Genomic DNA, 12,246 nt, shown 5'->3' on the forward strand with positions numbered 1-12,246 from the left:
GGTATGGATATGTTGCCTGACACTCCGCGTTCGCCAGCAAGCCGGCTCCTACGGGCGGCGGCATGCCGGAATTTTCATTATCCGCCCGGCTCCTCCACGGTCTGGTGGAATTGGTACAGACACATTCGCCGCTTGTAGCAGCCCGGTTTGCCGGCGGTGGCATTCTTGAGGGCGCGGTCGTCGGCAAGGCCGCGTGCGGGTTTGCTATCGATGTGGTTAAACGCTGAATCGTTCGCTGTTTTGCTCTTATGGCCGGAAGAGATGGGCATGGCCCGCGCGATACAGCGATGATTCGCCAAACACATCATTCCCCAGCACTCGTCCCACCAGTATCAGCGCCGTACGCCTGAATCCCTTGGCCCTTACTTTTTCCTCGATGTCCGCCAACGTGCCGACCACCCAATCCTGATCCGGCCAGCTGGCGCGATGAACTACGGCAATCGGGCAGTCATCCCCATAATGTGGCGTCAGCTCAGCGACGATCTTCCCCAGATTATTTACCCCCAGATGTATCGCCATGGTCGCCTTGTGCCGCGCCAGCTCACCCAGTTCTTCGCCCTCAGGCATGGCGGTCTTGTCGGCGTAGCGGGTGAGGATCACGCTTTGCGAAATGTCAGGCAGCGTCAGTTCAGTACCGAGCAAGGCGGCGCAGGCAGCGGTAGCAGTCACGCCGGGGATGATGTCGAAAGGGATATCCAGTTCCCGCAGACAGCGGATTTGCTCGCCGATGGCGCCGTACAGACTTGGGTCGCCGGAATGTACGCGTGCGACATCCTGGCCGCGTGCATGAGCGGATTTCATCAAGGCGATGATTTGTTCCAGGTGTAACTCGGCGCTGTTGGTCACCTGAACGGCCTGGTTGCCCTCAAGAACGGCCTCTGGGACCAATGATCCGGCGTAGATGATTACAGGACACGTACGGATCAGGCGCTGGCCCTTGACCGTGATCAGATCCGGATCGCCCGGGCCTGCGCCGATGAAATAAACGGTCATGGAATCTCCAGATTCTGTTGGGATTAAAGCGCTATCTCGCGGCTGAAAATCGAACCTGTAGCAGTCGGCTTGCCAACGGTAGCGGTTCTGAGACAGATATCGCCGGTAAGCCGGACTGCTGCAGGAAGTTAGGCCAAAGCCAGGGCAAACGTAGCCCGCGAACTGTTCCGCCGTTCGATCACCAGCCTGGCAGGCGATCCACTCAAGCGCGATGCCATCGCCAGCGCTGCGCTTTCCGCCACGCCATGACACCCGGTGCTATCAAAGGCGATCTCCGAGCGATGGCTCAACTGCGTCTCGAATGCGCTCAGCTCGTCAGCGCTGAAGAAACCAAGGGGCAGCCCCAACTGTTCAGCCAGCTCCAGCAACCCTGCCTCTGAAGACTTGATGTCGATGGAGGCGAGGGCAGTGATATCGGCCAGCCTCAATCGATGTTCAAGCAGGTTGACCTCGATCAGACCCTGAAGCACGGACGCCGGACAGCCACGCTGGCACCCGAGGCCGATAACCAGCGTTGGTCGGCAACCCGCTTCATTCATAGCGCGGGATTCAGGCCAGGTTGAGCCGATTGCGCCTCGTGACGGCGAAACAGCCACGCGCTGATCAGGCCCATCGCCACCCAGAACACGGCGTTGGTCAACAATGACGCGACCTTGAACTGTGCCTCCAGCGCGGCAGGCGCCAGCGCCGAATGGACTTCCGGCTGAGGCGCGCCCAGCACATGCGGCACCAGCAGAATCGCAGCGCCCAGCACTTTCAGCAGCCAGTTGTGAGCGAACACGATCAGCGCCAATCCTGCAGCGGTAGAGGCTGCGGTACCGACCCACCAGATCTGCCGTTGGGTCAGATCGGCGGCGGCGGTGCCTGGCAGCTCCGGTGGCAGGCCCAGTGTTGGCGCGAGTACAAAGACCGCGAAACCGGCCAGGCCCCAGAGTGCGCCCTCGCGGGTTTTGCCTGGGGTGCGCAAGGTGTACAGCGCCGCCAGCATCAGGGCGAAACCGACAGCAACCACCAGGTTGCCGCCGGTGGTAGACAGTACGCGCTGCCAGCCGTCTTCCGGCTCCCAGGCCTCCTCATCGTGAACGTGAGCGGCCATCGCGCCTTCGCCATGCTGATGCGTTTCGGCGGCGGGAGTCTTCTCGTAGGTTTCGGCCTGCAGAATCAGCGGGGCGACCCAGAAGCTCTGCAGAAGGGTCAACAGCAGCGCGGCGAGCAGTCCGGTGAAACCGGCCGTTTGAGCAATTCGCTTGAACATGACGGCAGGTCTCAGTGGCAAGGGAAGGCGGAGCTGTGACGTGTATCGTGCGCAGCGTTGTGCACGGCGTCGATGTGCGAGAAACCCGCGAAGTAGACCAGGCACGCACCGAGGAGCATCGCGCTGATGGCGGCGGTGAGGCGCTGGCTCTGGGTGCTGACGTTGCTGGTGGTCTGGCTGGTGGTGCTGATCGACATGGCGCTTCCCTCTGGAATGTCGGCGAAAGGGAAGGCGCAAAGCAAGCCACTGACGAATGTCAGTAGCGGACTCGACAGCGCCCGCCCACCGCGGGTTTGTGATGTGTCATTGTCGGGCCGGTCTCCGGGCTTGCGAGGGGCATGGCGCATGCCTGCAAGAGTCCCTTCCCATATCGCTGATCGACACAGTGGATCTGACTCTTCGCTCGCTTACCGTTGCGGGGGCAGCGCCGGACTTGCACAGACATCGATGTCTGCACGCACCGGTTTCCCGTTTCACCCTGTGAAGGGCACCCGTAACAAGGCGTGTAGGAGACCACGGAGCCGGGCGGCAGTCAATCAGACGCGGCGCCATCAGCAGGATTCGCGCGGTCCCCTTTGCGATAGCGCGGCGTCCGGACGACGCCTTTCACCGCACACCATGCGAACCCCGGCCTCGTTCCTGCCGGTTCGCACATTGACCTTCACACAGCCACTGCGTAGCCTTGCGCACTTGAGGTTCGCCGACCCGGTCGTTATCCGGATCGGCGCTAAGAAGGGAATGTGGTTAAAGCCACAGCTGCCCCCGCAACTGTAAACGGTCGGGTTCATTGCACAGCCACTGCGCGAGCGGGAAGGCGTGATGAACGCGTTTGTTCTGGCGATGATGCCAGCACCTTCGCCGCCGTGAGCCAGGAGACCTGCCTCGATACGGGCCTGTTTTCAGACAGCCCGACGAATTCTCATTACAACCGGGCGGGGTGATCCGGTGGCGAATCGAACGGCGGGCCTGTCGACATCGACGGTTGCGCGGTTCTCGTCCTGTTTGCCCGCCGCTGCGCCTGAGGGCAACCATGAAGACACTGGCCAAACTTCCCGTCACCATCGTCACCGGCTTTCTCGGTTCGGGCAAAACCACGCTGCTGCGTCACATGCTCGATCACGCTGAAGGGCGTCGTATCGCGGTGATCGTCAACGAGTTCGGCGAACTGGGCATCGACGGCGACATCCTCAAGCAGTGCACCATCGGTTGCACCGAGGAAGAAGCCACTGGCCGGGTCTACGAGTTGGCCAATGGTTGCCTGTGCTGCACTGTTCAGGAAGAGTTCTTCCCGGTGATGCAGGAACTGGTTGCCCGCCGCGGCGATCTGGACCACATTCTCATCGAAACCTCTGGCCTGGCGCTGCCCAAACCGCTGGTGCAGGCCTTCCAGTGGCCGGAGATTCGTAATGCCTGCACCGTTGACGCGGTGATTACCGTGGTCGACAGCCCGGCCGTGGTCGCCGGTACCTTCGCCGCCTTCCCGGATCAGGTCGATGCCCAGCGCAAACTCGATCCGAACCTGGATCACGAATCGCCGCTGCACGAACTGTTCGCCGACCAACTGGCCAGCGCCGATCTGGTCATTCTCAACAAAGCCGACATGCTCGACGCCAGCGCCCTGGCTGCCGTGCGCGCCGAAGTCGCCGAAGAGCTGCCGCCTGCGGTGAAAGTCATCGAAGCCAGTAAGGGCCAGTTGCCGATTAGCGTCCTGCTGGGCCTGGGCGCCGAATCCGAACTGCACATCGACGGTCGCAAGACGCATCATGATCATCATGAAGGTGATGACCACGACGATCACGATCACGACGCCTTCGATTCGATCTCCATCTCGCTGCCCCAGGCCGACGAAGCACTGTTGCTCGACGCCCTGACTCAGGCCGTCGTGCAACATGGCATTCTGCGGGTCAAGGGCTTCGCTGCGATTCCTGGCAAGCCGATGCGCCTGCTGGTGCAAGGTGTCGGCACCCGTTTCGACAAGCATTTCGACCGCGCCTGGAAAGCGGATGAAGAGCGCCTGACCCATCTGGTGCTGATCGGCCAGGAGCTGGATGCCGCGGTGCTCGAAGCCCAGCTGCGCGCTGCCCTCATCGCCGTTGAGAGCAAGGCCTAGTCATGCACCTGCTGCGCACGCAGCCCGGCGGCTTCGTCCCGGATGACAGCATCGCGGACCTGGGCCAGACCCCCGCCGAGCTGGTGATTCTGTGCAGCGGCGATTCCCATCTGGCGCTGCTCGCCGAAACCGCGCAGCAATTGCCGGACGATTACCCCAGTTTGCGTCTGGCCAATCCCATGCAGGTGCAGAATCACGCCTCGGTCGATCTGTATGTCGATGAAGTGCTGCGCCACGCCAAGGTAATCCTGATCTCGTTGCATGGCGGGATTGGCTATTGGCGCTATGGCGTCGAGCGGCTGGTCGAGCTGGCAGCAAAGGGCGTGAAGCTGATTCTGGTGCCGGGGGACGACCGCCCCGATCCGGAACTCAGTGATCTGAGCACCGAACCGGCCGAAGACCGCGAGCGGCTCTGGCATTATCTGCGCCAGGGCGGCATGCAAAACGCATTACAGCTGTTTCATTGTCTGGCCAGTCGCTGGCTGGACCGCGATTACCTTTGGCAAGAACCGCAGACCTTGCCCCGTGTGACGATCTACCATCCACGCAAGGCCAGCGCCGGGCTTGTCGATTGGCAAGCGGACTGGCGCGCCGATCAGCCAGTGGCGGCGGTGCTGTTCTACCGCTCGCACCTGCAGGCGGCCAACACTGGTTTTATCGATGTGTTCTGCGAGCGGTTGTTAGGGCAAGGCTTGAATCCTTTGCCCATCGCTGTCGCCAGCCTGAAGGAGCCCGCGTGCCTCAACGCTGTGCAGGACTGGCTTGATGAGACTGAATGCGACGTCATCCTCAATACCACTGGTTTCGCCCAGTCCAGCCCGGAAGCGCCTCACTTGCGGCCGTTCCGTCGCAACATTCCGGTGATTCAGGCCATCTGCGCTCAGGACAACGAGCCGGTGTGGCAGGCCAGCGAACAGGGGCTGGGTTCCCGCGATCTGGCAATGCACATCGCGCTGCCGGAACTGGACGGACGGATCATCAGCCGGCCGATCAGTTTCAAGGATCTGGCCTGGTACAGCGAACGCAGCCAGTCAGACGTGGTCTGTTATCGCGCTCAGCCCGAGCGCATGGATTTCGTCGCCGAACTGGCACGCCGCTGGGTATTGCTGGCGCGCACGGCCAGCGCCGACAAGCGAGTGGCGCTCATTCTCGCCAACTACCCGACCCGCGATGGCCGCATCGGCAATGGCGTCGGTCTGGATACCCCGGCGGCCGCGCTGAATATTCTCAAAGCGATGCAGGGTGAGGGCTATCCCATCGCGGGCCTGCCAGACAACGGTACGACGCTGATTCATGCGCTGCTCGGCGGCGTGACCAACGACCCGGAAAGCCTTGACCAACGCCCGTGCCATCAAAGCATGGCGATGGATGAGTATCTAGCGGCTTTCCAGACCCTGCCCGACGCCAATCAGGCTGCGGTGATCGAGCGTTGGGGCGCGCCGCAGCTCGACCCGATGTTCCGCAACGGGCGAATGATGATCGCCGGACTGCGCTTTGGCCTGACCTTCGTCGGCATTCAACCTGCGCGGGGCTACGACGTTGATCACAGCGCGGTCTACCACGACCCGGATCTGGTGCCGCCCCATGGCTATCTGGCGTTCTATTTCTGGCTGCGTAGAAGCTATGGCGCTCATGCCGTGATCCATGTCGGCAAGCACGGCAATCTGGAGTGGTTGCCGGGCAAGGGGGTCGGGCTGTCCGAAAACTGCTGGCCGGATGCGATTCTGGGCGCCATGCCTAATATCTATCCCTTCATCGTCAACGATCCGGGCGAGGGCGCACAGGCCAAGCGGCGCACCCAGGCGGTCATCATCGATCACCTGATGCCACCGCTGACCCGTGCAGAAACCTACGGGCCGTTGCGCAATCTGGAGCTGCTGGCCGACGAGTATTACGAAGCGCAGCTGCTCGACCCTCGGCGTGCTCGGGAGCTGCAAAAGGACATTCTCAAGCTGGTTCGCGAAACCCATATCGATCGTGAACTCGCGCTGGATGAAGACCTGAACAGTGACGCTGATGCCGCGATCTGGTTGCCGCGACTCGACACGTACCTGTGCGACTTGAAGGAATCGCAGATTCGCGACGGCCTGCACGTGTTCGGCGAGTCGCCGAGTGGGCGGCTGCGCATCGATACATTGCTGGCGATCCTGCGGGTGCCACGCGGTGATGGTCGGGGCGCGAACGCCAGTCTGGTGCGTGCCTTGAGTAACGCCCTCAATCTTGAGTTCGACCCGCTGGACTGCAATCTGGGCGAGCCGTGGACGGGTCTTAAACCTCATGTATTACTTGAAGTCAGCGCGGAACCCTGGCGAACGCTGGGCGATGCACGCGAGCGGCTTGAGCTGTATGCGGGGCGTCTCATCGAGCAGCTCATGAGCGGGTATCTCGATATAAATTCATTTGAAAACAAAGAATTAAAGTGCCTTATTAATGCAGTGCTAGAGGATGTGGCGCCTCGGTTGGACAACTGTGGACCCGCTGAAATGCGCGGTTTACTGGATGCTCTGAATGGCCGCTTCGTCCCGGCAGGACCCAGTGGCGCACCCAGTCGGGGACGGCTGGACGTACTGCCAACGGGCCGCAATTTCTTTTCGGTAGACGTACGAAATCTGCCAACCATGACGGCTTGGCGTATCGGCTTTCAATCGGCAAATCTGTTGCTGGAAAGGCACTTGCAAGACAATGGTGATTATCTACGTCAACTCGGTTTGTCGGTATGGGGTACAGCGACCATGCGCACCGGGGGCGACGATATTGCCCAGGCTATGGCTCTGATGGGCGTGCGTCCGGTGTGGGCCACGGGCAGTCAGCGGGTCGACGACTTCGAGATTCTGCCACTGAGCCTGCTGGATCGCCCCCGGGTCGATGTGACGCTGCGAGTATCAGGGTTTTTCCGCGATGCCTTCGCCAATCTCATTCACCTGTTCGATGCAGCGGTTCAGGCGGTTGCAGCACTGGACGAACCCGATGACATGAACCCGTTGGCGGCACGCGTACGCCAAGAGCGTGCGCAACTGGAGCGCGACGGCTTGAGTGTCGAGCAGGCGGCAAAGCAGGCCGGCTGGCGAATTTTCGGTGCCAAGCCGGGTGCCTACGGCGCGGGTGTACAGAATGCGATCGACGGCCGCTTGTGGCAGACCCGGGCGGATCTGGCCGAGGTGTACCTGAACTGGGGCGGTTACGCCTATGGCGCGTCGGATGAAGGCACGCCGGCGCGCGATGATTTCGCCAAACGTCTGAGCCAGGTACAGGCTGTGGTGCAGAATCAGGACAATCGCGAACACGACCTGCTGGACTCCAACGACTATTACCAGTTTCAGGGCGGCATGCTCGCGGCCGTGGAAAGCCTCGGTGGCGACAAAGTTGCCAGCTACCACGGTGATCACAGCCAACCCGACCTACCGAAGATTCGCAGCCTCAAAGAAGAACTGAACCGGGTGGTGCGTTCGCGGGCGGCCAATCCGAAGTGGATCGAAGGGGTCAAGCGGCACGGCTATAAAGGCGCGTTCGAAATGGCGGCGACCGTGGATTTTCTATTCGCCTTCGACGCCACTACCGAGCTGATCGACGATCACCAGTATGCCTTGCTCGCCGATGCCTATTTGCTCGATCCATCGACCCGCGAATTCATCCAGCAACACAACCCGGATGCCCTGCGCGACATGACCGAACGCATGCTGGAGGCGCAGCAGCGTGGGTTATGGGAGGAACCGGGGGAGTATCGCCAAGCGTTGGAGAACCTTTTGCTGGATATAGAAGAGACATGAGTTTTTTAAATTCTACGAATGGATCTGACCTGACGCGATTCAGACTGTTGAAGCGAATTCATTCGTGAGAGGTCATCACAGGCGACCTATCTTTGGCGTCTGGCGGAGCACTTCGCGAATGAATTCGCTCCCACAGCGGATTTTATCGCTCCAACCATGTGTAATTGGACCAAAACCGGAACCAGAGCCTAACCCATGACCGACATCCCGCATTTCCCCCTGGCCGCTGTGGTCGGCGCCGATGAGTTAAAGCTGGCGCTGTGCTTGACCGCCATCGATCCGAAGATCGGCGGTGTGCTGATCGAGGGACCGCGTGGCATGGCCAAGTCGACATTGGCGCGAGGCCTGGCGGATCTGCTGGCCAGCGGGCAGTTTGTCACCTTGCCACTGGGCGCGACCGAAGAGCGGCTGATTGGCACCCTGGATCTGGACGCTGCGCTAGGCGAAGGACGGGCGAGCTTTTCGCCGGGTGTGCTGGCCAAGGCGGATGGCGGCGTCCTGTATGTCGATGAAGTCAATCTGTTACCGGATCATCTGGTCGATCTGCTGCTGGATGTGGCCGCCAGCGGGGTCAACCTGGTGGAGCGCGACGGCATTTCCCATCGCCACCCGGCGCGCTTCGTGCTGATCGGCACCATGAACCCGGAAGAAGGCGAGCTGCGTCCGCAATTACTCGACCGCTTCGGCCTCAATGTCGCCTTGAATGGCCAGACCATGCCTGAGCAACGGGGTCAGATCATTCGTCGCCGGCTGGATTTCGATGCCGCGCCCGAAGCCTTCTGTCAGCAGTGGGCAGGCAGACAGCAGGCGCTGAAGGACCGATGCGAAACCGCCCGAGGTTTGCTGGAGAACATCGAACTGGACGACGCGAGTCTGGCCACCATTACCCAGCGCTGCTATGCCGCCGGGGTCGATGGTCTGCGGGCGGATCTGGTCTGGCTGCGCGCGGCGCGGGCGCATGCGGCCTGGCGTGGAGCATCGAAGATTGCCCTTGAGGATATCGATGCAGTGGCCGAGTTCGCGCTGCGCCATCGTCGGCGTGACACTCAAGCGCCGCCGCCACAATCACCCCTGCAACAATCCTCGTCCAAATCGGACACTCCGGCGCAATCGCCGAACACACCACCGGAACATGGCGAGGGCAACTGGGGCGAGATGCCTGCGCCAGCGCTTGCCACCGGCGCGCGTCGTGAAGTGCCGAGCTGGCCAAAAAAGCCCTAGGCATCCGCCGCCCTCATCCGATGACGGCGGCGGATGCCAGGCCCCGGCCAGGTAACCTCAAGGGAGGTAAAAGCGGTGCGGCGCGGTCGGGTGTCGATGGCGCGATCGCCTGGTTGCCAACCCTGCTGCGCGGACGTCCGCAAAGCCGTATCGATCTCGTGCGTCAGCCCCGAACCCGGCGTGAGCAAACGTTATGGCTAGTGATTGTTGACGCATCGGCTTCGACCCGCCGTAACCAAGCCTTGACTCAGGCAAAGGGGCTGCTGGCCCAGCTGTTTGACGACGCCTACCGACAACGCGCACGGCTGGCACTGCTTACCGCCAGCGGCGGCAGCCCGCGCTGGCAGCACCATGGGCTCAAGGCAGGATCAGCGTTGCAACCGTGGCTGGAGACGTTGGGCGCGGGCGGCGGCACGCCGTTGTTCGAGGCCATCGATCAGGCGGGTCAGTGGCTTGGGAAACGGCGCAAGCGTTATCTCGCCGAGTCGCAACGGGTCTTGATTCTCACCGATGGTCGAGTCAAGGACGTCCCGCCTGTCGCGGCGTTCGCCTGCCCGAGCCTGTTGATCGACATGGAGCGAGGGCCGATCAGATTGGGCAGGGCAGTCGAGTTGGCCGGTCTGCTGGAAGCTGAATATCTCCACATCGATGGGATAAAACACTCAGCACTCAGATGAACGCTCAGGCAGGCATGGTCCAGGGTTCGAGGCTGTAGCCTTCGCCGCTGATTTCGGCGCGGGCTTGTTCCAGAAACTGCGCCAGCTGTTTTGGATCGGAGTAGGCGCTGCTCGGGATCTGCTTACGACCGATACGGGTGCTTGTGCGATCGACGACGGTCAGGTTCAGCACGCCGTCACCGTCCTGTGGAGCCCAGGCAACGCAGCGGAAGGGTTCGAATGCGTGACCGGCGATCAGCAGAGCATCGTTAAAGCGCAAAGGGGCGTTCATGGAAAGTCCTCAAGTGCCCGTATCAATTCAGCCACCGCCGGCGGGCTTCCCGAGCGGTTGGTACTAGTACTGATGACGCACGCCGTGGGTGAAGTCACAGGTATTTCGAATTTTTTTATCTTTCTCGCCAGAACATCGCCGGTAATTCAGAGCGCCTCAGCAGTTATCTGGCCTTTTTCCACGTGTTTATAGCCCTGATTCTTCGGCCGTTTTCCTCGTTAATAGCTCTGCCGCTTCGCTAATCACCTTTCGATCTTAGCCTTATATTTAAACGGTCCAAGCGCGTGTCAAAAATTTGCTAATGTATCGAGCAGAGCCGCCAAGGCACTGTTTCTAAAACTTTTTCTTCGCTCGAATTATTCATCCTGGCGCCAAGGAATTTCTCATGCATGAACCGGCATCGATCCGTCGGCTGTTAATTGTCGAACCGAGCGAAGAGTGTCTGCGTCTGATTCCTGGCTTGCGCATCGCCGGCTGGGAGGTGGACAGCTGCACGCTTGAAGCCGCCGCTTCTCGTCCGTGTGATGTCGGACTGATCCGACTGATGCCGCAACATCTGGAACAGCCGCAGGTCATCAAGGATCTGATCAGCCGCAGCCACACTGAATGGATTGCCGTGCTGACCGCCGATGACCTGCGGCGCGAGCTGATCGGTGATTTCGTCTGCGAATGGTTTTTCGATTTCCACACCTTGCCGTTCGATGTCGCAAGGGTTCAGGTGACCCTCGGGCGAGCTTACGGCATGGCGCGCTTGCGTGCCCAAGGTCCTAGGTATGGCAACGGGCCGGAGCATCAAATGCTCGGCGAGAGCAGGCCGATCCGTGAGCTACGGCGCTTGCTGACCAAATTGGCGCCGACCGAATCGCCGGTGTTAATCCGCGGTGAAACCGGCACTGGCAAGGAACTGATCGCGCGCACACTGCACATGCAATCCCAGCGTCGTCTTCAACCGTTCGTGTCGATCAACTGCGGCGCCATTGCCGAGCATCAGTTGCAGGCCGAGTTGTTCGGATATGAGACGGACGGCCTAAACGGCAGCCCGAAACGCAAGCCGGGGCGTATTGAAGCTGCCAATGGCGGCACGTTGTTTCTCGACGAGATTGGTGATCTGCCACTGGACGTACAGGCCAATCTGCTGCGTTTCCTGCAGGAACGACATATCGACAGCGGCGCGGAGCGTATCGCGGTGGATGTGCGCATTCTCGCGGCGACCCACGTGGACCTCGAGGCGGCAATTCGCAAGAAACGCTTTCGAGAGGATCTTTATTACCGGCTCAACGTGTTGCAAGTGGGGACGGCGCCGCTGCGTGAGCGGCATGGTGACCTGGCGTTGCTGGCCAATCATTTCGCGCATTTCTACAGTCAGGAAACCGGGCGCCGTCCACGCAATTTCAGTCAGGATGCGCTGGTCGCCATGGGCAAGCATGACTGGCCGGGCAACGTCCGTGAACTGGAAAACCGTGTGCGTCGCGGCCTGGTGCTGGCCGAAGGGCGGCAGATCGAAGCCTTCGACCTGGGATTGCTGGGTGAAGAGGAAATCAGTTCGAGCATGGGCACCCTGGATGAATACAAGTCCCGGGCGGAGCGTCAGGCACTGTGCGACGTGCTTACTCGGCACAGCGACAACCTCAGCGTCGCAGCCAAGGTGCTGGGCATTTCCAGGCCAACGTTTTATCGGTTGTTGCACAAGCATCAGATTCGCTGAGTGTCGTATCAGCGGCGAGTCAATAGTGAGTGCAGTTGCCTGTAGATACTCTTTTGCCGGCGGCGTTCCACCAAGCAACGCGGATTTGAACTGCTCCCAAAAAGTTGGACACCAATCCAAACTTTTGGGAGTGTCCTCCATGGGCAAGTATTCCATCGAATTCAAAATCACGGCCATCAAGGCTTACATCAACGGTGACGAGGGGTTTCGCAAGGTCGCTCGGCACTACTCGATGGACCACGGCTTG

General features: G+C 60.9%; 10 protein-coding genes and 2 riboswitches. Of the genes, 5 read left to right on the forward strand and 5 right to left on the reverse strand.

All coding sequences use genetic code 11. From position 1 onward, the window contains the following. Window positions 1-246 precede the first annotated feature (246 nt). The 4 genes from cobM to ACRER8_RS20050 form a co-directional block, all read right to left on the reverse strand. On the reverse strand, window positions 247-993 hold the full coding sequence (gene cobM / locus ACRER8_RS20035) for a precorrin-4 C(11)-methyltransferase (protein ID WP_431747944.1): 747 nt from the start codon (window positions 991-993) through the stop codon (window positions 247-249). Between the two features lie 128 nt (window positions 994-1,121). Further along, a complete protein-coding gene (locus ACRER8_RS20040; protein ID WP_431747945.1) occupies window positions 1,122-1,532 on the reverse strand; it encodes a cobalamin biosynthesis protein in 411 nt (136 codons plus the stop codon). Continuing rightward, the gene (locus ACRER8_RS20045) at window positions 1,529-2,248 is read right to left on the reverse strand and encodes a CbtA family protein (protein ID WP_431747946.1); all 720 of its coding nucleotides are present in this window, start codon (window positions 2,246-2,248) and stop codon (window positions 1,529-1,531) included. The genes ACRER8_RS20040 and ACRER8_RS20045 overlap by 4 nt, the downstream gene beginning before the upstream one ends. 11 nt (window positions 2,249-2,259) lie before the next feature. Beyond that, window positions 2,260-2,445 (reverse strand): CbtB domain-containing protein, encoded by a 186-nt coding sequence (locus ACRER8_RS20050; RefSeq protein WP_431747947.1) that lies wholly within the window; start codon window positions 2,443-2,445, stop codon window positions 2,260-2,262. A gap of 98 nt (window positions 2,446-2,543) precedes the next feature. Further along, window positions 2,544-2,758: riboswitch (cobalamin riboswitch) on the reverse strand. 166 nt (window positions 2,759-2,924) lie between these two features. Continuing rightward, a riboswitch (cobalamin riboswitch) is annotated at window positions 2,925-3,147 on the forward strand. Between the two features lie 131 nt (window positions 3,148-3,278). On the opposite strand from ACRER8_RS20050, the gene cobW reads away from it, so the two are divergent. The 4 genes from cobW (at window position 3,279) to ACRER8_RS20070 (ending at window position 10,023) form a co-directional block, all read left to right on the forward strand. Beyond that, window positions 3,279-4,358 (forward strand): cobalamin biosynthesis protein CobW, encoded by a 1,080-nt coding sequence (gene cobW, locus ACRER8_RS20055; protein WP_431747948.1) that lies wholly within the window; start codon window positions 3,279-3,281, stop codon window positions 4,356-4,358. A gap of 2 nt (window positions 4,359-4,360) precedes the next feature. After that, window positions 4,361-8,125, forward strand: coding sequence for a cobaltochelatase subunit CobN (cobN, locus tag ACRER8_RS20060; RefSeq protein WP_431747949.1), 3,765 nt, complete (start codon window positions 4,361-4,363; stop codon window positions 8,123-8,125). Window positions 8,126-8,320: 195 nt separating this feature from the next. Beyond that, complete coding sequence (locus ACRER8_RS20065; RefSeq protein WP_431747950.1) at window positions 8,321-9,346, forward strand: ATP-binding protein; 1,026 nt, start codon at window positions 8,321-8,323, stop codon at window positions 9,344-9,346. 20 nt (window positions 9,347-9,366) lie between these two features. Further along, window positions 9,367-10,023 carry a vWA domain-containing protein gene (locus ACRER8_RS20070; protein ID WP_431747951.1) on the forward strand — a complete coding sequence of 219 codons (657 nt, stop codon included), beginning with the start codon at window positions 9,367-9,369 and terminating at the stop codon, window positions 10,021-10,023. A gap of 4 nt (window positions 10,024-10,027) precedes the next feature. On the opposite strand, the gene ACRER8_RS20075 is transcribed toward ACRER8_RS20070, so the two are convergent. Next, window positions 10,028-10,294: a hypothetical protein gene (locus ACRER8_RS20075; RefSeq protein WP_431747952.1), complete on the reverse strand. Its 267-nt coding sequence runs from the start codon at window positions 10,292-10,294 to the stop codon at window positions 10,028-10,030. 385 nt (window positions 10,295-10,679) lie between these two features. Here ACRER8_RS20075 and ACRER8_RS20080 point away from each other — a divergent pair, with 385 nt between their 5' ends. Continuing rightward, a complete protein-coding gene (locus tag ACRER8_RS20080) occupies window positions 10,680-11,999 on the forward strand; it encodes a sigma 54-interacting transcriptional regulator (RefSeq protein ID WP_431747953.1) in 1,320 nt (439 codons plus the stop codon). The last annotated feature ends 247 nt before the right edge of the window (window positions 12,000-12,246 follow it).

Origin of the sequence: Pseudomonas sp. (assembly GCF_050739935.1) — a bacterium.
GTDB lineage: Bacteria > Pseudomonadota > Gammaproteobacteria > Pseudomonadales > Pseudomonadaceae > Aquipseudomonas.

Bases quoted from the DNA above. Each gene is read 5' to 3' on its own strand.
- cobM (WP_431747944.1), bottom strand. From the start codon at position 993: ATGACCGTTTATTTCATCGGCGCAGGCCCGGGCGATCCGGATCTGATC.
- ACRER8_RS20040 (WP_431747945.1), bottom strand. From the start codon at position 1,532: ATGAATGAAGCGGGTTGCCGACCAACGCTGGTTATCGGCCTCGGGTGC.
- ACRER8_RS20045 (WP_431747946.1), bottom strand. From the start codon at position 2,248: ATGTTCAAGCGAATTGCTCAAACGGCCGGTTTCACCGGACTGCTCGCC.
- ACRER8_RS20050 (WP_431747947.1), bottom strand. From the start codon at position 2,445: ATGTCGATCAGCACCACCAGCCAGACCACCAGCAACGTCAGCACCCAG.
- cobW (WP_431747948.1), top strand. From the start codon at position 3,279: ATGAAGACACTGGCCAAACTTCCCGTCACCATCGTCACCGGCTTTCTC.
- cobN (WP_431747949.1), top strand. From the start codon at position 4,361: ATGCACCTGCTGCGCACGCAGCCCGGCGGCTTCGTCCCGGATGACAGC.
- ACRER8_RS20065 (WP_431747950.1), top strand. From the start codon at position 8,321: ATGACCGACATCCCGCATTTCCCCCTGGCCGCTGTGGTCGGCGCCGAT.
- ACRER8_RS20070 (WP_431747951.1), top strand. From the start codon at position 9,367: ATGACGGCGGCGGATGCCAGGCCCCGGCCAGGTAACCTCAAGGGAGGT.
- ACRER8_RS20075 (WP_431747952.1), bottom strand. From the start codon at position 10,294: ATGAACGCCCCTTTGCGCTTTAACGATGCTCTGCTGATCGCCGGTCAC.
- ACRER8_RS20080 (WP_431747953.1), top strand. From the start codon at position 10,680: ATGCATGAACCGGCATCGATCCGTCGGCTGTTAATTGTCGAACCGAGC.